18 protein-coding genes, 1 tRNA gene and 1 pseudogene are annotated in these 19,033 nt (G+C 70.6%); 16 read left to right on the top strand and 4 right to left on the bottom strand.

Annotation, left to right across the window (positions count from 1 at the left end):
* The first annotated feature begins 237 nt into the window (after nucleotides 1-237).
* From IF64_RS0101135 to IF64_RS0101125, 3 genes are read left to right on the top strand one after another with little or no spacing between them, the layout of a single operon-like run.
* On the top strand, nucleotides 238-1,221 hold the full coding sequence (locus IF64_RS0101135; RefSeq protein ID WP_030530076.1) for a Bug family tripartite tricarboxylate transporter substrate binding protein: 984 nt from the start codon (nucleotides 238-240) through the stop codon (nucleotides 1,219-1,221).
* The gene (locus IF64_RS0101130; protein ID WP_169741912.1) at nucleotides 1,218-1,790 is read left to right on the top strand and encodes a tripartite tricarboxylate transporter TctB family protein; all 573 of its coding nucleotides are present in this window, start codon (nucleotides 1,218-1,220) and stop codon (nucleotides 1,788-1,790) included. The genes IF64_RS0101135 and IF64_RS0101130 overlap by 4 nt, the downstream gene beginning before the upstream one ends.
* Nucleotides 1,791-3,296 (top strand): tripartite tricarboxylate transporter permease, encoded by a 1,506-nt coding sequence (locus IF64_RS0101125; protein ID WP_030530074.1) that lies wholly within the window; start codon nucleotides 1,791-1,793, stop codon nucleotides 3,294-3,296.
* Between the two features lie 48 nt (nucleotides 3,297-3,344).
* Here IF64_RS0101125 and IF64_RS0101120 read toward each other — a convergent pair whose 3' ends face one another.
* Together IF64_RS0101120 and IF64_RS0101115 are read right to left on the bottom strand one after the other, a co-directional pair.
* A complete protein-coding gene (locus IF64_RS0101120) occupies nucleotides 3,345-3,944 on the bottom strand; it encodes an AAA family ATPase (RefSeq protein WP_246134817.1) in 600 nt (199 codons plus the stop codon).
* A gap of 74 nt (nucleotides 3,945-4,018) precedes the next feature.
* Nucleotides 4,019-4,561: a hypothetical protein gene (locus tag IF64_RS0101115; protein WP_030530072.1), complete on the bottom strand. Its 543-nt coding sequence runs from the start codon at nucleotides 4,559-4,561 to the stop codon at nucleotides 4,019-4,021.
* A 142-nt stretch (nucleotides 4,562-4,703) separates the two neighbouring features.
* On the opposite strand from IF64_RS0101115, the gene IF64_RS0101110 reads away from it, so the two are divergent.
* Together IF64_RS0101110 and IF64_RS0101105 are read left to right on the top strand one after the other, a co-directional pair.
* On the top strand, nucleotides 4,704-5,294 hold the full coding sequence (locus IF64_RS0101110; protein WP_030530071.1) for a dihydrofolate reductase family protein: 591 nt from the start codon (nucleotides 4,704-4,706) through the stop codon (nucleotides 5,292-5,294).
* A complete protein-coding gene (locus tag IF64_RS0101105; protein WP_030530070.1) occupies nucleotides 5,291-5,848 on the top strand; it encodes an HD domain-containing protein in 558 nt (185 codons plus the stop codon). The genes IF64_RS0101110 and IF64_RS0101105 overlap by 4 nt, the downstream gene beginning before the upstream one ends.
* A 197-nt stretch (nucleotides 5,849-6,045) precedes the next feature.
* On the opposite strand, the gene IF64_RS0101100 is transcribed toward IF64_RS0101105, so the two are convergent.
* Complete coding sequence (locus tag IF64_RS0101100; protein WP_048808636.1) at nucleotides 6,046-6,756, bottom strand: lytic polysaccharide monooxygenase auxiliary activity family 9 protein; 711 nt, start codon at nucleotides 6,754-6,756, stop codon at nucleotides 6,046-6,048.
* A gap of 142 nt (nucleotides 6,757-6,898) precedes the next feature.
* Nucleotides 6,899-6,974 (bottom strand) — tRNA-Gly (locus IF64_RS0101095).
* A 178-nt stretch (nucleotides 6,975-7,152) separates the two neighbouring features.
* Between IF64_RS0101095 and IF64_RS25855 the strand changes: the two genes are divergently transcribed.
* From IF64_RS25855 to IF64_RS0101040, 11 genes and pseudogenes are all read left to right on the top strand, one after another.
* Complete coding sequence (locus IF64_RS25855) at nucleotides 7,153-9,342, top strand: sigma-70 family RNA polymerase sigma factor (RefSeq protein ID WP_051757358.1); 2,190 nt, start codon at nucleotides 7,153-7,155, stop codon at nucleotides 9,340-9,342.
* Between the two features lie 55 nt (nucleotides 9,343-9,397).
* Entirely contained in the window at nucleotides 9,398-9,838 is a 441-nt protein-coding gene (locus IF64_RS0101085) for a hypothetical protein (protein ID WP_030530067.1), read from the top strand.
* 5 nt (nucleotides 9,839-9,843) lie between these two features.
* On the top strand, nucleotides 9,844-10,701 hold the full coding sequence (locus IF64_RS0101080) for an Fpg/Nei family DNA glycosylase (protein ID WP_030530066.1): 858 nt from the start codon (nucleotides 9,844-9,846) through the stop codon (nucleotides 10,699-10,701).
* 37 nt (nucleotides 10,702-10,738) lie between these two features.
* On the top strand, nucleotides 10,739-11,407 hold the full coding sequence (locus tag IF64_RS26950; protein WP_030530065.1) for a hypothetical protein: 669 nt from the start codon (nucleotides 10,739-10,741) through the stop codon (nucleotides 11,405-11,407).
* A 111-nt stretch (nucleotides 11,408-11,518) separates the two neighbouring features.
* A pseudogene (locus IF64_RS0101070) lies at nucleotides 11,519-12,727 on the top strand (sensor histidine kinase); the annotation flags it as partial.
* Between the two features lie 772 nt (nucleotides 12,728-13,499).
* Nucleotides 13,500-14,342, top strand: coding sequence for a S49 family peptidase (locus IF64_RS0101065; RefSeq protein WP_030530063.1), 843 nt, complete (start codon nucleotides 13,500-13,502; stop codon nucleotides 14,340-14,342).
* 52 nt (nucleotides 14,343-14,394) lie between these two features.
* Nucleotides 14,395-15,234: a LytR/AlgR family response regulator transcription factor gene (locus IF64_RS0101060; RefSeq protein ID WP_145600560.1), complete on the top strand. Its 840-nt coding sequence runs from the start codon at nucleotides 14,395-14,397 to the stop codon at nucleotides 15,232-15,234.
* A gap of 6 nt (nucleotides 15,235-15,240) precedes the next feature.
* Entirely contained in the window at nucleotides 15,241-15,729 is a 489-nt protein-coding gene (locus tag IF64_RS0101055; protein ID WP_030530061.1) for a hypothetical protein, read from the top strand.
* A 39-nt stretch (nucleotides 15,730-15,768) separates the two neighbouring features.
* Entirely contained in the window at nucleotides 15,769-17,643 is a 1,875-nt protein-coding gene (locus tag IF64_RS0101050; protein WP_084705571.1) for a sodium/solute symporter, read from the top strand.
* 78 nt (nucleotides 17,644-17,721) lie between these two features.
* Nucleotides 17,722-18,084 (top strand): rhodanese-like domain-containing protein, encoded by a 363-nt coding sequence (locus IF64_RS0101045; RefSeq protein WP_030530059.1) that lies wholly within the window; start codon nucleotides 17,722-17,724, stop codon nucleotides 18,082-18,084.
* 5 nt (nucleotides 18,085-18,089) lie between these two features.
* Nucleotides 18,090-19,025, top strand: coding sequence for a DUF4328 domain-containing protein (locus IF64_RS0101040; protein WP_030530058.1), 936 nt, complete (start codon nucleotides 18,090-18,092; stop codon nucleotides 19,023-19,025).
* The last annotated feature ends 8 nt before the right edge of the window (nucleotides 19,026-19,033 follow it).

Below are 19,033 nucleotides of genomic sequence, written 5' to 3'. Positions count from 1 at the left end.
GACGTTGTCGCGGACGTGGTCGATCTCTATAGTAACGCACGATCCGCAGAGTGGTTCTGAAAGTCCATCTAATGGACCCCGCCACGCTGGTGAAGGATCGCCGTGTGCACCGCCCGCGCCCCACCTCGTCTGGGGGTGCCGCACGGCTGCCGCGCCCGACGACGTACGCGAAGGAGCACCATGAGCGCGAGCGACTCGCCAGAGAGCGCGAGCCCGGGGCGACCACCGAAGCGAGCGATGAGGCCGGTGGCGCGGGTCGTCGCCATCGCCGCGACCGTCGCGCTCGTCGGCGTCGCCGTGGTCGATGTCATCAGCAGTGCCGAGGCCGGTTCCGGACCGCGCGACCGCCTGCACATCACCGTTCCCGCCGCTCCCGGCGGCGGATGGGACAGTGTCGGCAGGGAGATCCAGTCCGTTGTGGACAGCGAGGGCCTCGCGAAGACGACGGAGGTGCTGAACGTTCCCGGAGCGGGCGGTGCCATCGGACTCGCCCGCGTGGTCAACCAGGCCGGACGCGGCGACACGCTGATGATGACCGGCACGGTCATGATGGGCTCGATCGCCGCCACCGGAACCCCGCGCAACCTCACCGACGTCACCCCCATCGCGCGGCTCGCCGATGACTACGGCGTCGTGGTCGTGCCCGCCGACTCGCCGATCCGGACCCTGGACGACCTGCTCGAGAAATGGCGCACGGACCCCCGTTCGGTCGCGGTCGGCGGTGGTTCGGTCGGCGGCACCGACCACCTGCTCGCGGGCATGCTGATGGACGCGTCCGGAGCCGATCCCGGCGGGCTGAACTACATCCCGTACGCGGGCGGTGGTGAGGCGGTCGCCGGTCTGCTCAACGGCAGCCTCGATGTCGGCGTCTCGGGATACGACGAGTTCGCCGCCCAGATCGAGAGTGGCGAGGTGCGGGCGCTCGGCCTCTCGGCGGCCGAACCCGTCGACGGCATCGACATTCCGACCTTCCGCCAGCAGAACGTCGACGTGGAGCTGGCCAACTGGCGCGGCGTCGTCGCCCCGCCCGGGTTGTCCGACGACCAACGCGCGGCGCTGGAGGAGGTCCTCGAACAGGTACACGGCACGCGCCAGTGGCAGGACACCCTCGAGACCCAGGAATGGCAGGACACCTTCCTCACCGGAGAGCCGTTCGAACGGTTCGTGGAGAAGGAGACCGCCCGCATCACCGAGATCAGCAAGGAGCTGGGGCTGGCATGACGACCACAACGACTCCACGGTCGCCGGTGGGCGGCCGGAAAGCCCGCGGTGAGCTGATCGTCGCGGGAACCGTGGCGGTCATCGCCGTCGTCGTGCTCGTCCGCACGGCGGCCATGGACGTCCCCGACAACGGGTCCTTCCTCGGTCCGCAGTTCTTTCCGTACGTGGTGGGCGCCCTGCTGCTGGTGCTGAGCGCGCTGCTCGTCGTGCAGCACCTCCGCCGCGCACCCGCCACCGAGACGGCCGGCACCGAGTCGGCCGACGACGAACCTGCCGACGACGGAAAGGGTGCCGCCGGTGAGTCCGAATCGGACACACCACCCGCCATCGACTGGAAACCCTTCGGGTTGGTGGCCGCGACGCTGGTGCTGCACGTCGTGTTGCTCGAACCGCTGGGGTGGCTGATCGCCGGAGCCGGATTGTTCTTCGGCATCTCCTACGCGCTCGGCGGCCGCAACGTGTTGCGTGACCTCGGTGTCGCGTTCGTGATGTCGGCGGTGGCGCAGTTGGCGTTCTCGGCGGGGCTGGGCATGGCGCTGCCCGCGGGGATCCTCGGGGCGGTGGTCTGAGTGGAGACGTTGTCACTGCTCGCCAACGGGTTCGCCGAGGCGCTCACCCCGGAGAACCTGCTGTGGTGTCTGATCGGTGTCGTGCTGGGCACCGCCGTCGGCGTGCTTCCCGGTCTCGGCACGGCCATGGCCGTCGCGTTGCTGGTGCCGCTGACGTTCACGTTGGAGCCCACCGGCGCGTTCATCATGTTCGCCGGTGTCTACTTCGGAGGCCAGTTCGGCGGTGCGACGACCGCGATCCTGCTGAACACCCCCGGGCAGAGTTCCTCGATGGTCACGGCGTTCGAGGGCTATCCGATGGCCAAGAGCGGCCGCGCACCGCAAGCCCTCGCGGCCGCGGTGATCGGCTCGTTCATCGCCAGCATCATCGCGGTGACACTGGTGGTGTTCTTCTCGCCGGTGATGGTCGATTTGGCGGTCAGCTTCGGTCCGGCCGACTTCTTCGCGCTGGCGATCTTCGCGTTCGTGGCGACGGCCGCGATCGTCGCGGGCAACAAGCTCCGCGGCCTCACCTCGTTGGGGCTCGGCCTCACGATCGCGCTCGTCGGCATCGACGAGCAGTCCGGTGCGGTCCGGTTCACCTTCGGTTCCCCGCAACTACTCGACGGCATCAGCATCGTCGTGGTGACCGTCGGAATCCTCGCCATCGGCGAGGTGCTGTACGTCGCCTCGACGGCGGGCAGGACGCCGGCCACGCAGACGATCAAACCGGGCAGGCCGTGGATGTCACGGCGTGACTGGGGCCGGTCGTGGCGGCCGTGGCTGCGCGGCACCGCGCTCGGCATGCCGTTCGGCGTGATTCCGGCGGGCGGGTCGGAGATCCCGACCTTCCTGTCCTACGGTGCCGAACGCGGTCTCGCGCGGCGCCGCGGTGACAGCGAGTTCGGCAAGGGCGCCATCGAAGGCGTCGCCGGGCCGGAGGCCGCCAACAACGCCACGACGGCGACCTCGCTGGTCCCGCTGCTCGGCCTCGGCCTTCCGACGTCGGCGACCGCCGCGATCATGCTCGGTGCGTTCCAGCAGTACGGCATGCAGCCGGGACCGCTGCTGTTCACCGAGGAATCCGACCTCATCTGGGCGCTGCTGGCGAGCCTGTTCATCGGCAGCGTGATCCTGCTGCTGATCAACCTGCCGTTCGCCCCCATCTGGGCCAAGCTGCTGCGCATCCCGCGCAACTACCTGTACGCGGGGATCGTCGTGTTCGCCACGCTCGGGGTGTACACGGCGAAGAGCTCGGTGGTCGACGTCGTGCTGCTCTACGCGGTCGGCGCGCTCGGATTCCTCCTGCGCCGCTACGGTTTCCCGATCGCGCCGGTGCTGATCGGGGTGATCCTCGGACCGCTCGCCGAGACCGAACTGCGCCGCGCCATGGCGATCAGTCAGGGCGATGTCGGCGTGCTGTTCTCCAGCCCGATCGCGTTGGTGCTGTACGGCCTGCTCGTGGTCGCGCTGATCGTGCCGCCCGCGGTGAAGCTCGCGCGCAAGCGCCAGACCGTCGGCAGCTGACCGCCGTCCGGGGAGCCGTCCGGTGTGGACGGTCCCCCGGACGGCCGGTCACCGCCGCTGCCTGCGTAGTCGCAACCGCAGGCCGCCTGCGGTGTCGGCACGTTCGACGACGGTGGTGGTGTGCCATCCGCGCAGCCCGGACTCCAACGCGGCGCGAACCCTCGGCAGGCGCCGGACGTGCCGGGCGAACGAACCCTTCCGCACCACGCGCCCGCGAGCGCGCTGCCCCGCGGCGGCCTTGTCGGGCGGGCACTCCACCCACAGGAAGTGCCGTCGTCGCCCGCTGAGCGCACCCAGTGTCGTCAACCAGACGCGGGTCGGCGCGCCGGTCGCCGGGTCGTGCACCACCACGACTCCGCTCGCGCGCAGCACGACGACGCTGACGTACAACCGATGCGCCGCATGCACCAACGGGCGGTAGTAGGCGTAGGGAACGGCCGCGGGCAACAGGTTCCGGAACCGGCAGCGCGTGGTGTCCGAATCGAGCACGACGAGCTCGGTGTCCGATTTGGCGTGACGCAACAGGGTGCTTTTGCCCGAACCCGGCAATCCGGCCACGACTACCAGGGCTCTCGGTTCGACCGCCATCCGCAGTTCGTGCGGACGGCGGCCGGGATGGTCGAAGGTTTCGGGGAACCCGGCGTTCACGAGTTCCGCACCGTACAGGCCACAGATGAAAAGGCGGTTCCCGTTTTACCGGCGGTGGTGGTACCGCCGCGTTCTCAGCGATGCGGCTGGTACGGCGCCGGTGGCGGATACGGCTGGTGGGAGTTCTGCGGCTGGTGCGGCTGCGAGGGCTGGGAGTGGCCGGGCTGCGGCGGATACTGCGGTGCGGCGTGGGCGTAGGCCTGCTGCTGCGGCGGGGTTCCGTTCTCCTTGCGTGCCTTGTGGACGGTCGCGGGGGTCAGGCCCGCGGCGGCCTCGTCGGCGGTCACGCGCTTCTTGCGGGTGAAGGCACCGACGGCCCAGAACGACGACCCGACGATCATGGCCACGCCGCCGCCGGTGATCAGCCAACCGGTGAGCGTGTTGTCGTCGGCCTGCTCCTCCAGGCCGCGCTCGGCGGTGACCTCGCCGTTCTTGGTCTCCTCACACACCTCGCCCGCCTCCATGGCCTGCGAACCGCACATGACCTCGTCGTCGTTGAGCGAGAAGATGCCGAGCACGATCATGCCGACGCCGACGATCGCGCACCCGACGGCCTGGATGCGTTCCTTGATCAGTCGCGCGTTGAGCAGCCGTGCACCTCGCGTGTCGGCGTCCATGGATGTCCTCCCTCGGTCGATGCCGTGCGCGCATTGTGCGGAGGGCGGTAGGCAAGTGAGGTGGTGTTTCGGTGGTGCGCCGGTGGTTGCCCTCGCACTAGGCTGACTCCGCCGGTCGCATCGCTCACCGTGGGAGCCGTACATGGGTAAGGTCGCCTGGGGATTCACCTGCTCGCTCGACGGCTTCATCGCAGGCCCCGGACACGACATGAGCTGGATGTCCACCGCCGAACCGCTCGCCGAAGGGACCGTCGAACGCATGGCCGGCGACGTCGCGGTGATCATCTCCGGACGTGCCGGGTACGACGCGGCGAAGGCGCAGCACGACGAACGGGACGAGCTGACCTCCGAGGCCTACGGCGGCGCGTGGTCGGGCACGGAGTTCGTGCTGACCCACCGGCCGGACGAGCTCGCCGACGACCCCACCGTGACGGCCATGGACTGCGACGTCGTCGAAGCCGTCCGCCGGGCCAAGGAGATCGCGGGCGAGCGGGACGTGCAGATCATCAGCGCCGACATCGCAAGGCAGGCGCTGGAACACGACCTCGTCGACGAGCTGCAGGTGTTCGTCGCACCGGTGTTCCTCGGCGACGGTGTCCGTATCTTCGACGTTCCGGGTGGGCGGCGGATCGACTGGGAACTCGTCGAGATCCACGAGGACAGTCCCCGCAGCTTCGGCCGGATCTACCGTCCGAAACGTACGGCGGCAGGTGGAGGTTCTCGCAGCTCATGAGTGGTGAGTCGATCGCGGCGTTCGGGTACGAACTCGGCGTGCTCAAGCGCATCCGCAGGGCCGGGTGGTGGCAGGCGGGCGTGCGGGATCCCGAGTCGGTGGCCGAGCACTCGATGCGTGTGGCGCAGCTCGCGGGACTGCTCGCCGCGGAGGAGGGCGCGAATCCCGAACGGGCGGCGTACCTCGCGCTGTGGCACGACACGCAGGAGACGCGCACCGGCGATCTGCCCCACTCGGCGAAACCCTATGTCGACAAACCCGATCCGCGGCGGATCACCGCCGACCAGACGGCCGCGTTGCCGGAGGCGGCCCGGGACAGCGTGCGCGGCGCCGTCGACGAGTACGAGGCGGCCTCGACACCCGAATCGCGGTGTGCCCGCGACGCGGACAAGCTCGAGATGCTGCTGCAGGCGGTCGAGTACCGCGACGTCGGCGTCGCCGGGGTCGGCGAATGGATCGACAGCGCCAGGCGGAGCCTGGTCACCGACACCGCCCGCCGCGTCGCCGACGTCGCCACGTCCATGACGTCGCTGGCCTGGCGCGCGGGAAACTGAGTAGTTCTACCCGGCCGGTACGCGTGGTTTTCCCGACGCCGCGGCGGCGCCGGTGCGGCATCGTATGAGACACGGTCACGGAGGCAGCCGGAAACGGCAGGCGCTCGGCGGCCGTGCACGGAGGGGAGCCGCGAGGGGGAGAAGAGGGGGAGACCGGCGGAGGCCCCGTGTCCGAGCGACGGGGCCTCCGTTTCTGGTCAGGAGAACTCGACGTCCGAGCACGCGTAGAACGCGTTGGCCGTGTCGGCGACGTCCCACACCGCGAACACCACGTGGTGACCGCTCTTGCCCTCCGGAAGTGTCCCCTCGTGCGTCACCGTGAACGGAGGGCGCTGGCCCTCGAGGTCCACCGTCAGGAACGGTTCGGCCTCCAGCTGGTCACGCGTGATCGGTTCGCTCGGATCCCAGCCGTCCTTGGTGACGAAGTACCGGAACGTGGTGGTCGCATGCGCGGCCGTGAGCTCCCACGTGAACTCGTAGTCCGTACCGGCCGGCAGTGGTGTCGTCGGCCAGTCCTTCGCCGGATCGTCCAACTGCGCGAACTGCTCGTTGCCGCCCGCGCAGAGAGTGCCGTCGGCGGGACCGGCCTCGGGAAAGCCCTTCGGGCCCTCGACGCTCTGCGGTTCGTACTGAATGGGGCCGCACTCGGTCACAGCGCCCTCGCTGCAGTGCAGCTGCCTGCTCGTCGGATTCTGGGTGTAGCCGTGTGCGGATGCGGTGCCGGTCAGCGCGAACGGTGCCGCGAGCGGGATCAGGGCGGCCGCAGCGACCGCCGCCCGGCGGCGCCGGACTCCGGAACGGCCATCGGAACGGCCGCGGGAACGCACATCGGACCCGGCATCGGACCCGGAACCGGACCGGGCGTCGGACGGGATATCGGAACGGACATCGGACCGGATATCGGACACGTTCTTCTCCTCTCCCAGGGGACGAGGAGATTGTCCGCGTCGCGGACACAGGCGTAGACCACCGAACAGCCGCATCCACCCTCGCCCGCATGGGGGAGATGCAACGAGGGCCCCGCGCCGGTAGCGCGAGGCCCTCGTGGTGTGGAGCGGACGACGGGACTCGAACCCGCGACCCTCACCTTGGCAAGGTGATGCGCTACCAGCTGCGCTACGTCCGCATTCAGTTGTCCGTGGAAGCCGTGTTCCTCGGTACGGGTCAGAAGTTTACACGTTGGCGTCAGGCGCCCGGCACAGGGGTGACGCACCAGCGGAGTCTCCGTATCGTGTTCAACATTCAACTGGTGTCTGCTGCCGGGGCGAGGGGCCGGAGGCAGGCCGAAGGGGGTGGCTGGCTGAATGGAGCGAACGGCGCCTGCGACCGACGAGGTCGAACTGCTCGAACGGCTACGTCAGGGGGAGGACGAGGCGTTCGGCGAACTGTTCGAGCTGCATGTCGCGTCGGTCAGGAGGCTCGCGCGTGGCATCGCGCGCGACGCGTCGGAGGCCGAGGACGTCACGGCGGAGACGTTCTTCCGGGTGCTCCAGGCCGTGCGGCGCGGAAACGGCCCCCGCGACAACGTGCGCGCATACCTGTTGACGGTCGCCCGCCGGGTCACCTGGGAGTGGCACGGCGCCAAGCGCGACGTCCCGGTCAGTGACGACGAACTGACCACCAGGGCCGGTGCGGGCGCCGACGCCCAGAGCTCCACCGCCGAGGCCACGTTGATCACGCGCGCCTTCTCGAGCCTGCCCGAGCGGTGGCGGACCGTGCTGTGGCAGACCGAGGTCGAAGGCGTACAGCCCGCCAACGTTGCACCCGAGTTCGGCCTCAGCCCCAACGCGACCGCCGCACTCGCCCGCCGCGCACGCATCGGCCTGCGCGCGGCGTACTTGCAGGCGCACCTGTCGACGGGGCGCAGCGCGAACGGCTGCCGCACGATCGTCGAGAAGCTCGGCGGATACACCGCGGGCAGCGTCACCGGCGCCGAAGCGCGCAAGGTGCGTGCCCACCTGTCCTCGTGCGCATCGTGCCGCGCCACCCACGACGAACTGATGGACGTCTGTTCCACCCTCCGGTCGCACGCCGGCATCCTCGTCCTGCTCGTGCCCGCGGCCGGCCTCGTGGCCACGTCCGGCGGAGCGACCGGAGGAGCGGCGGCCGCGTCGGCGTCTTCTGTTTCGTCGCTGTCTTCTTCGTCGGTGTCTTCCGTGTCTTCGGCGAGCGGGGCTTCGGTCTCCTCGGTGGGCGGGATGGCGGCGCTCGGCGCGCACGTCAAGGTCGGCCTCGCCGTCGCGTCGACGGTCGCGGTGGGCGCCGCGGGCATCGTGGCGGTCGGCCATCTCGACGGTGGCGACACCCGGCGGGCCATCGGACTGCACGGAAGCCCGGGCCCGGAACTGAACATCGTCGACGAGCCCGTCCACGGCCGCGACCACGTGCCGGGCGACGGCCGCCGGCCCGCTCCGCCGGTCGTCGAACACAACGGAGATCGCGGCGACACCGGCGCAGGGCGTGCAGCGGCCGACGATCGGCCGCGGGACGCCCGCGGTCCGCTGGCCGACACCGAGTACGTCGTCCCGCCCTCGCCCGCGGAACGGTCCGCCGAACGACTGGCCGGCGAGGCCGCCGAACAGCCGCAACCCCGGAATCCGGCTCCCGAACAGCCAGCCGGTCCCGAAGGTGCGGCTCGCTCCAACGGCTCTGGCTCCAATGGCTCTGGCCCCGACGGTGCTGGCTCCGACGGCGCTGGGGGTTCCGGAGACGCGCCCGCACCACGGGCCGGAGGGCCCGCACCGCGTGAGGGCGGGCCGGTGGCCGACGAGGGCGGCACCTCGCAGGGGCCCGCCGCGGAAGGCAGGGCGTGCGGAATCCCGTCGGCGGCCGCACCCGAGTGTCCCGCTGCAGCGGGGTCGGACGGCACCCCGCCCGGCCAGGTCCGCGCGGCCCGCACCCAGCAGCCGGAAGGGAACGCCGCAGGGAACACCGACGACTCCGCGGCCGAGCCCGGCACGGACGCGCGGAGCCGGAAGGCCGCCGCCGATACGCACGCCGACACAAACACCGGCACAAACGCCGACACCGCCGAAGCCGCCGAAGATGCAGCAGGCGAGGCCCGCATGTACCGCGCCGATCCGGCACCGGGTGACGCGAAACTCTTCAAGCGCGATGCCGCGAACGATTCGGCAGGCGACGTGGAGCCGAAGGTCGCACCGCGATCGGAACCCCACGCCCGATCGGTGCTGCCGGAGCAGCGCACCGAGACACAGCGCACCGAGACACAGCGCACCGGGACACAGCGCACCGAGACACAGCGCACCGAGACACAGCGCACCGAGACACAGCGCACCGAGACACAGCGCACCGAGACACAGCCGGAACCGAAATCCGTCCCGGACGCGCGATCGGAGGAACCGGACGTGCCCGGCGCGCTCCGCGAGGCCTCCCGTGAGCCGGTCGACGACGTGGCCGAAAGCCGCGCCGAGCTGCTGAAGCTCAAGCTCCACCAAGGTCGTAAACCGGCCGCCGCCCACTTCCGCGGAGAGTGACGATCCCGGTAACGTCTGCTACTGACAGGTACGGCGGAGCCCGTGGAGGAACGTGATGGACCGGCTGGCCCGGGGAAACGACGGCCGGGAATGGGTCATCCGCGCCCAGATGGAATGGCGTCAGCCCGCGACGGCGGACGACTTCGAGCACGACGCCGCGGCCAACTACACGCCGGGCATCATCATGGCCGTCGTCGCGGTCGTACTGGCGTTCGTCCTGTTCGTCTCCACGCCCGACCGGTTGGTCATCCCGGACTGGGTACCCCTGGGCGTGTTGCTGATCGCGCTGTTCTTCCCGCTGCGCTGGGTACTGCGCAGGCCGTGGACCGTCGTCGCCGAGACCGACGGTGACCCGTCGGGCGTGCACCCTTCGGAACGGTGGGTCGGCACCGTGCGCGGCGTGTTCAACGTCAACGGCGAGCTGAAGCAGATCGCCAAGTCCATCGCTCGTCACGACCTGCCGGACTTCGAGGGTCCGCTGCACCCGGTGGAGTAGCGGCCGTGCCCGAGTTACCGGAGGTCGAAGCGCTCGCGCACCATCTGCGCGAGCACGCGGTCGGCCGCACGGTGACCCGGATCGACATCGCGTCGCTGAGCGTGCTGAAGACCGTCACCCCGGCGTGGACGGAACTGCACGGCAGGGAGGTGACGGGCGCGGGCAGGCACGGCAAGTACCTCGACCTCGAATGTTCCGGCCTGCACCTGATCGTTCACCTGGCCCGTGCGGGCTGGTTGCGCTGGGCCGACGAGCTCTCACCCAAGCCGCCGCGGCCCGGCGGTAAGAACCCGCTCGCCCTGCGCACGCACCTGTCCGGGGGCGTCGGATTCGACCTCACCGAAGCGGGGACGAAAAAGGGACTCGCCGCGTGGATCGTCGCCGAGCCCTCCGACGTGCCGGGTATCGCGGCTCTCGGACCCGACGCGCTCGAACTCGACCGCGACCGGCTCGGCGACCTGCTGGCCGGTGAGACCCGGCGCCTCAAGACCGTGCTGACCGACCAGAAGACGATCGCCGGCATCGGCAACGCCTACTCCGACGAGATCATGCACACCGCCCGGCTGTCTCCGTACGCGACGCCCGCGCGGCTCGTCGGGGAGGACGTCGACGCGCTGTTCGAAGCGACCCGTGACGTGCTCACCTCCGCCGTCGAACGCTCGGTCGGTCAGGACGCCGCGCGGCTCAAGGGGGAGAAACGCTCCGGTCTCCGCGTGCACGGGCGCACGGGACTGCCGTGTCCGGTGTGCGGCGACACGGTGCGCGAGGTGTCCTTCGCCGACAAGGCGTTCCAGTACTGCGCCACGTGTCAGACCGGAGGGAAACCGCTCGCCGACCGGCGGCTGTCGCGCCTGGTCAAGTGAGCGAAGCGAACACAGGTGATCCGACGAGGGGGAACGGATGGGGACGACGGAACGGAGACGACGTCGCAGCGGAGCGGTCGCGATCGTGGCCGCGACCGCGGTCGTACTGCTCACCGCGTGCGGGGGTCAGGTGGCGGGTACCGCCGAACCGCAATCCGGTGATTCACCGCCCGCGCCCACGGCCACCACGACCACCGCGACCACCACGCCCGCCGGCGGAACCGCGGACGGTTCGGCCGGCGACCAGCCGCCCGACGAGGAGACGCCGGCCGGCGAGGGGTCGCCCGCCACCACGGACGTCACCAGCTCGAAGGACCTGCGGGACGTCGACGACTCGACCGACATCGACCCGTGTTCACTGATGCCGATGGACGTGCTCAAACGCGGGGGCGAGTTCACCCGGCCCGAACACAAGGCCGGCAGCTGCTTCAGCTCCGAACCCTCGCTCGGCGTGCAGGTCGCGATCGAGTTCTCCGAGGAATCCTTGCCGGACGTGATCGAACGTTCCGGTCTGCAGCTCGGCAACATTCACGGCCGCGCGGCCGCCGAGTACGACATGACCAGCCAGGACCTGGGCTGTCAGGTGATCATGGAGATGAACCCCGACGAGGTGGTCCGGGTGCTCTTCGACGGCACGGGTCAGCAGGACTGTGCCTACGCGGCGAGCGTCGCCACCGCGGTGGAGACGAAGCTGTCGCAGGGCTGACGACATCGCACCGTCCCGGGCGGGCACGAGCTCGGGCGATGACGGTCGGTGGTGAAACAGATACGCGAAGTACGCCCGCGGGCCTTGCCAGGGCCAGCCCGACCCTCCAGCATTGACGCCGTGTCCGAGCAGCTGACCATGCAGATCGTGCCGTGGGGATTCGCGGCGATCCTCCTGGTCGTTCTCGTCATCGTCCTGCTGAAACGGCGCAAGCCGACCAGCGCCATCGACGACGCGGTGCTCGAGGCCGTCTACGTCATGTCGAAGGCTCCGCTCGAACTGCGCGAAGGTCTCGACCAGGCCGCGGCCGACAAACTGACCAGCAGGCTGTTGCAGCTGCTCAAGAGCATCGCGGTCGGCATCACCGACGGTGAGGGCACGTTGTTGTCGTGGGACGGTGAGGCCAACGACCACTACGTCGACCTGGTCGACACCATCGGCACGTGCATCCGCAAGCACCGGCGTGAGGTCGTCTCGCACGACAAGATGCCGTGCAACCACCGCGGGACGTGCCGGATGCGCACCGCGGTGCTCGTCCCGCTGATCGTCGAGGGCGAGACCGAGGCGGTGCTCATCGTCGTCGGCAAGACCAAGGGCAAGCGCATCGTGCAGATGGCCGACGCGGTCGCCCGGTTCGTCGGCACCCAGCTCGAGGCGGCCCGTCTCGAGGACACCAAGCACCAGTTGCACCAGGCCGAGATCAAGGCGCTGCGGGCGCAGATCTCGCCGCACTTCGTCTACAACGCGCTCAACACGATCTCCTCGTTGATCCGCACCGATCCGGAGGAAGCGCGCGAGCTGCTGCAGGACTTCGCCGACTTCACGCGGTACTGCTTCCGCACCGAGGGCACGTTCACCACGTTGTCGGACGAGCTGCGCAACATCGACCGCTACCTGACCATCGAGAGCGCCCGCTACGGCGGCCGACTCGGCGTACGGCTGAAAATCGCCCCCGAGGTGCAGTCCGTCGTCGTGCCGTTCCTGTTGATCCAGCCGCTCGTCGAGAACGCGGTCAAGCACGGCATCGCGAACAAGCCGGGAGGCGGCACGGTCACCGTCACCGCGCAGGACTACGGCACCGAGGCCGAGATCAGCGTCGAGGACGACGGGGTGGGCATGGACCCGAAGCTGCTCGACGGCATGCGCGACTCCCGCACCAGCGCGCACATCGGGCTGACCGGCATCAACCGCCGCATGAGCCAGGTGTTCGGCAACCGCTACTCGCTCATCGTCGAGACCGCACCGGGCGCGGGCATGAAGGTGTCGATGCGGGTGCCGAAATTCGTCCGCGGCGTGCGACCCGACATGCTCAAGTTCGCCGCGGAGGGCTCCGGCGACTCGGAGACCGCTGCCGCGACCTCGGAATCCGCAGGCCCGGACACCACTGGGCAGGCCCCTGCCGGCCAGACGAGCGCCGGACAGGCGGGTGCGGGACAGCCCTCGCTTCCGCCCGCCGCTTCCCCCGCCGACGGAGCCGCCGGTGCCGCAGCGGCCGAAGCGCCGCCCGTCCCGCCGCACGCCCCGTCGCATCCTCCGGCTCACCCCGGAGCCCCGTCGTCGGCGCCGGCCGCTGCGCAGTCCGGCACGCCGGGTCCGCGGTCCGCACCGGGGATGTCGCCGGAGCAGCGGCCGGGAACCCGGAAGGGCTATTCGACGAACCCGTCCCGGCAGCCGGTCGCGAAACAGGCCTCCGAGGCGAAACAGGCCGCGCACGCGGCGCAGGCCGCCGCGGCGGGCGGCGCGACCCCGGTGGTCGCACAACCGACCAGGCAGCACGGGCCGGCCGCCGGCCCCGGGGACGTCAACACCGCCGCCCCGCACCCGAGCGCACAGCCGCCCGGTTCCGGCCAGTCCACGGGTGGCCAGCCGACGTCCCGGCGGCAGGGCCGCGACGACCGCCAGGGCAGGCAGGGCCCACGACCCACCGGGACCACCCGCCGTTCCTGATCCGGCCAGCCGCTGACCCGCCCCAGATCCGGCACCCGAACCGATGCCGGGAGGCGCCGCGCGGTGGAACGCGACGGAGTGACAGGTGGCGCCGGCGGTGCGGTTTCCGCGACACCGAGTGCGTCATCGCCGCTACGGTGGGCGTATGGGAAAGACCAGTCTGGCGGGTCGGATTCCCGTCGTCGGTGAGCGCCTCGAGCGCAAGGACAAGGACGTCGTCGCGGTCGTCAAACTGCACGGGGTCATCACGCCGCAGGCCTCGCCGATCGGCAGGGGTGTGCTCAACCTCGCGTCCGTCGAATCGGCATTGACCAGGGCGTTCGGCCACCACCGGTTGCAGGCCGTCGCGTTGCAGATCAACTCGCCGGGCGGGGCGCCCACCCAGTCGGGACTGATCGCCGAACGCATCCGTCAGCTCGCCGACGAGAAGAACGTGCCGGTGCTCGCGTTCTGCGAGGACGTCGCCGCGTCCGGGGGTTACTGGCTGGCGTGTGCGGCCGACGAGATCATCGCCCACCGCACGTCCCAGGTCGGCTCCATCGGTGTGATCAGCGGTGGCTTCGGTTTCGAAGGGCTCATCTCGCGCCTCGGCATCGAACGACGACTGCACACGGCGGGGGAGAACAAGGCGCGGCTCGACCCGTTCAGCCCCGAGAAGCCGGAGGACGTCGAATGGCTCAAGGGCGTCCACTCCGACCTGCACGGACTGTTCACCGAATGGGTGCGCGAGCGGCGCGGTGAGCGGCTCGACACGTCGCAGGACCTGTTCACCGGTGACATCTGGCTGGGTACGCGGGCGGTCGAGCTGGGCCTGGTCGACCGCGTGGGCAACCTGCGCGACGTCGTCCACGAACGGTTCCCCGACGCCGAGTTGATCGTCGCCGAACCGAAGAAGCCCCTGGCGGCCAAACTCGGCCTCGGCGGCCCGATGTCGGCCCTCTTGACCGCCGTCGAACATCGCGCTGCGTGGTCACGTTTCGGGTTGTGACACCGAGTTTCGCCCGTCGCGGTGTAGACAGTCCGGTGCTTCGCGCGGCAGTATTGCGCTCACTGTGAGTGCTCGTGATGACAACCGAAAGCTCCTCGTCCTGGCGGTTGACGATGAGCTGCCCGGCCTTGACCAGCTTCGGCACTGCCTCGAGTCGAACGACGCCGTCGGCAGAGTGATCCCGGCCGTCGACGCGTCCGAGGCGCTGCGGCTGCTGGGATCCGCGGACGAGGACATCAACCGGCGCAAGGCCGCCGGGCTTCCCCCGGTCGATGCGGTGTTCGCCGACATCAACATGCCCGGCCTGTCCGGCATGGAGATGTCGCGCGTGTTCGCCTCGCTCAACCCGGCTCCGGTGCTGGTGTTCGTCACCGGCTATGCGAGCGAGGCCGTCGACGCCTTCGACCTGGGCGCGGTCGACTACGTGCTCAAACCCGCGCGGCAGGAGCGCATCGACAAGGCCATCGGCCGGGTGCTCGACAAGCTGGACACGCAGACCGGCCGCGTCGGCGCCGAACCGGTCTCGGCCGAGGAGCCCGCGAAGAGCGACGAAGAGGTCATCCCCGTCGAGCTGGGCGGCACGACGAAGCTGATCCCGCGTTCGTCGGTGCGGTGGGTCGAGGCGCAGGGTGACTACGCCCGGCTGTACACCACCGAGGGCAGTCACCTCGTGCGCATCCCGCTGGCTCAACTCGAGGAGCGCTGGGGATCGGCAGGCTTCGTGCGTATCCACCGGTCGTACCTCGTCGCGTTGCCGCTGATCACCGAGCTGCGCATGGCGCAGGGCGGCTACCAGGTCGTGCTGGGCGACGACGAGAAGGTCCTGCCGGTGTCGCGGCGGCACACCCGAGCTCTCAAGGACAAGCTGGTCGGCTCGTCGCGAGCCGGGTGACGCGCGGTGGGCGACTCCACCGAACGGCCGGACGGCATCCGCGAACCGGATCCGACCCTCGGGAAACCGGCGCGGCCCGCACCGCCGCCGATGGTGCAGCGCTCGCCGGAACCGCGTTCGTCCGAAGCGCGGCCGCCCCGGATCCGTCGGCAACGGGTGGTGCTGGCCGAACCCAGCCGGGCGTCCAACAGCCTGCGCGCCAGGGTGGAGCTCGAGCAGCAGACCAGCTGGGGCGAGTTGCTCATCAAGGACCTGATCAAGGTGCAGCTGCGCACCGGAGTGTTGTTGGCCCTGCTCGTGGTGCTGGTTCTCGGCGCGCTGCCCGTGCTCTTCTTCGCGGCGCCGTCCCTGGCGGAGGCGCGGCTGGCCGGCATCCCCCTGCCCTGGCTGCTGTTCGGCGTCGCGCCTTTCCCCCTCATGTTCGGGGTGGGACTGTGGTACAACCGGCTTGCCGAGCGGCACGAGCGGGACTTCGTCAACATGATCGAGAACTAGTCCGACGAGCCGACAGGAGGCTCCCCGAGGAAGGCGTCCGTGCAGGTGAACCCGTGGGCCGTGACCAGCATCGCGCTGGTCGTGGTGGTGACGTTCTACCTCGGGCACCGCACGTCGCGGTTCGCGCGCAGCACCCATGACTTCCTCGTGGCCCGCCGGACCGTCCGGTCGAGGCGCAACGCCGCAGCCATCGCGGGCGAGTACATCTCCGCCGCGTCGTTCCTCGGCGTCGCGGGACTCGTCCTCAAGGAGGGAGCCGACGCGCTGTGGTACCCGATCGGGTTCACCGCCGGTTTTCTCGCGTTGATGTTGTTCGTCGCAGGTCCGCTGCGCCGGTCGGGGGCGTACACGCTGCCCGACTTCATGGAGGCCCGCCTGTCGTCGACGGGCCTGCGCACCGTGTCGACGTGGTTCGTCGTGTTCATCGGCTTGCTGTACCTGTTGCCGCAGCTGCAGGGTGCGGGCATGGCGTTGGCCGAGATCATGCCCACCCCGGCGTGGGCCGGTTCGGTGCTGGTCACCGTCGTCATCGCCTACAACGTCATCGGTGGCGGCATGCGTGCCATCACCGTGGTGCAGGCGTTCCAGTACTGGTTCAAGCTGTTCGCCATTGCGGCGCCGACGTTCGTGCTGTTCGCGGTGTTCGCGACCGGCGGTGCCGGTGGTTCCGGCTCGGGCGGAGCGCTGGGCGATCCCGCGCCGCCGACGTTCACCGGCCAGACGCAGGTGTCCGTCGAGACGGACGTGACCCTCGGGGTCGCCGAACCGACCCGCGTGCGCGTGGGCGATGCGGAGTGGACGACGTGGCAGCCCGGTACGGACCATGCGGTCGAGGCACCCGCCACGTTGACGTTCCCCGCCGGTGCTCCGGTGCCGACCGTTGACCCGGCCAAGTCGGCCAACACCGACTGGCTGCTGCCCAGTCCAGACCTGGACGGCCTGCTGTCGACGTACTCCCTGCTGCTGGCACTGTTCCTCGGCACGATGGGCCTGCCGCACGTGCTCGCGCGGTTCTACACCAACCCCGACGGCAAGGCCGCCCGGCGCACCACCGTCCAGGTGCTGTTGCTGCTCGGGCTGTTCTACCTGTTCCCCGTGATGCTGGGCATGCTGTCGCGGATGTTCGTCCCGGAGCTGCTCGTCACCGGCGACACCGACGCCGCCGTGCTGGCGCTGCCGACCGGCATGATCCCGGGCCTCGGCGGGCAGATCCTGGCGGCGCTGCTCGCCGCGGGCGCGTTCGCGGCCTTCCTGTCGACCGCGTCCGGCCTGGTCTCGAGCGTGTCGGGCGTGATCGCCACCGACCTGCTGTCGGGCAAGGTGCGCGACTACCGGCTGTCCAGCCTCGTCGTGGCCCTCGTCGCGGTGGCGCTGGCCGTGCTGTTGCCGATCGAGGACCTGACGCTGAGTGTCGGCATGTCGTTCGCGCTCGCCGCGTCGACGTTCGCGCCGCTGCTGGTGCTGGGCGTGTGGTGGCGCAGGCTGACGTGGCTCGGTGCGATGGTCGGCATGTGCGCCGGTGGTGGCCTGGTGCTGGCTGCCGTCGTGGCCAACGTCGTCAGTGCGCACACCGGCGGGTGGGCACCGTGGGTGCTGCAACAGCCCGCGATCGTGACCGTCCCGACGGCGTTCCTGCTGACGATTGTGGTCAGCCTGGCGACCGCCGATCGGATTCCCGACGACGTGGGCGCCGTCATGCTCCGCCTGCACGCCCCCGATCCGCTGGGCTTCATGCGCGACCGTGCCGTGCAGCGCTTCGGCCGCGCCGAGGACCGCGCGCAGGGCGGATCGGCGCAGGGCGGATCGGGGCAGGGCGGATCGGGGCAGGGCACGGTCAGGCCGGCTGGTCAGCCGGGGGCGACCGGTGCGACCTCCTCGGCGACCCGCACCAGCCCCGGCCGGCACCGCAAGTAGCGCCCGGGCCCGGCCGCGGGGAGGGCGAAATCTGCACGCGGCTCGCTCCTACCGTGACGTCACGGCGCTCGTGCGACGATGGGAGACGTGGTGAACCCTGCCGAGATTCCGACGACGTCCGTGTCCGAGCTGCCCACCGAGGGTGCCGTGCTGCTCGACGTCCGTGAGGCCGACGAGTGGGCCGCGGGGCACGCACCCGGAGCGGTGCACATCCCGCTGGGCGACCTGCCCGCGAGCACCGACCAGCTGGCCGAACTGCCCGACGACCGGCCCGTGTACGTCATCTGCCGCACGGGCGGCCGGTCGGCGCGCGCCACGATGTGGCTGAACTCGGCGGGTCTGGTGGAGGCCGTCAACGTGGCGGGCGGCATGAAGTCGTGGCAGACCGAGGGCAGGCCCCTCGAGTGCGATCACGACGGTGCCGAGCCCGAGGTGCTGTAGCGGCGATGCATCCGGGTAGGCACGGCAACGGACAGTCGGGCAGACCGCCGGCGCGACACCACGTGCGGTGGATCGCGACGGTGCCGCCCGGCGTCGGTGGTGCGCGCCCGCGTCCCCGGCGAAGGCCGTACACCGGCCCGCCGCGCTATCCGTTCACGCCCCGGTGGGGGTTTCCGAACCTGGTGTGGCGCCCCTCGACGGCCGTGCCGGGCACGTCGACGGGTGGCATGCAACCGGCGCAACGCCTCCGCGCGACCGGCCGTAACGCCGGCGCTCTGCTGATCACCCTCGCCGTGCTGGCGGGGATCGCGGCGTTGTCCGAGGTGTGGCGGTACGTGCTGCTGTTGCAGAGTCGGACCTCGGCGCTGAGCCCTGGCGTGGTCGGCACGTCGGACGCGTTCGTGTTGACGTTCGCGCTGATGACCCCGTTGATGGCGCTGCTGGCCGTGGGCGTGACGCTGTGGTGGCTGCTGGTCGCCAGGACGGTCGCCGCCGAACAGGCCGGGCAGGAGGTGCCGCGTCCGGCCTGGCAGGTGTTCGTGGGCACGCTCGTGCCCGGGGTGAACGTGCTGCTCGCCGGGCCGATCGTCGCCGAACTGGAGCACGCCGCCCTGCGCAGGCCCGCCGATCAGCGGCCCCGGCCCTCGCGGCTGGTGCTCGGCTGGTGGGCGACGCTGGCGGCCAACGTGGTGCTCGCCGTGCTCACCGTGGTGTGGCGGCTGCGCGACGGCGTCCAAGCCGACGCCGACGGGGTCGTGCTCAGCGCCCTGACCGACGCGACCGCCGCCGGGCTGGCCGTCGTCACCGCGGTGTTCGTCCGCCGCATCACCCGGCTGCTCTCACCCATCGACGCCGAGGCCGCGCACCTGCGCCGCGTCGTCAAGGTGACCGGCGCGCCGCCGCCCGAGCGCCGCCCGCGCCCGACCACGTCGGTCCGCTGAACGCCGTT

Source organism: Prauserella rugosa, assembly GCF_000719975.1.
In the GTDB taxonomy this organism is placed as follows: Bacteria; Actinomycetota; Actinomycetes; order Mycobacteriales; family Pseudonocardiaceae; genus Prauserella; species Prauserella rugosa.
This window is presented reverse-complemented; position numbering and strand designations above follow the sequence as displayed.

Coding starts and splice junctions, on each gene's coding strand:
- IF64_RS0101135 (WP_030530076.1), top strand. CDS start 238: ATGAGGCCGGTGGCGCGGGTCGTCGCCATCGCCGCGACCGTCGCGCTC.
- IF64_RS0101130 (WP_169741912.1), top strand. CDS start 1,218: ATGACGACCACAACGACTCCACGGTCGCCGGTGGGCGGCCGGAAAGCC.
- IF64_RS0101115 (WP_030530072.1), bottom strand. CDS start 4,561: ATGGACGCCGACACGCGAGGTGCACGGCTGCTCAACGCGCGACTGATC.
- IF64_RS0101110 (WP_030530071.1), top strand. CDS start 4,704: ATGGGTAAGGTCGCCTGGGGATTCACCTGCTCGCTCGACGGCTTCATC.
- IF64_RS0101105 (WP_030530070.1), top strand. CDS start 5,291: ATGAGTGGTGAGTCGATCGCGGCGTTCGGGTACGAACTCGGCGTGCTC.
- IF64_RS25855 (WP_051757358.1), top strand. CDS start 7,153: ATGGAGCGAACGGCGCCTGCGACCGACGAGGTCGAACTGCTCGAACGG.
- IF64_RS0101085 (WP_030530067.1), top strand. CDS start 9,398: ATGGACCGGCTGGCCCGGGGAAACGACGGCCGGGAATGGGTCATCCGC.
- IF64_RS26950 (WP_030530065.1), top strand. CDS start 10,739: ATGGGGACGACGGAACGGAGACGACGTCGCAGCGGAGCGGTCGCGATC.
- IF64_RS0101065 (WP_030530063.1), top strand. CDS start 13,500: ATGGGAAAGACCAGTCTGGCGGGTCGGATTCCCGTCGTCGGTGAGCGC.
- IF64_RS0101045 (WP_030530059.1), top strand. CDS start 17,722: ATGGGAGACGTGGTGAACCCTGCCGAGATTCCGACGACGTCCGTGTCC.
- IF64_RS0101040 (WP_030530058.1), top strand. CDS start 18,090: ATGCATCCGGGTAGGCACGGCAACGGACAGTCGGGCAGACCGCCGGCG.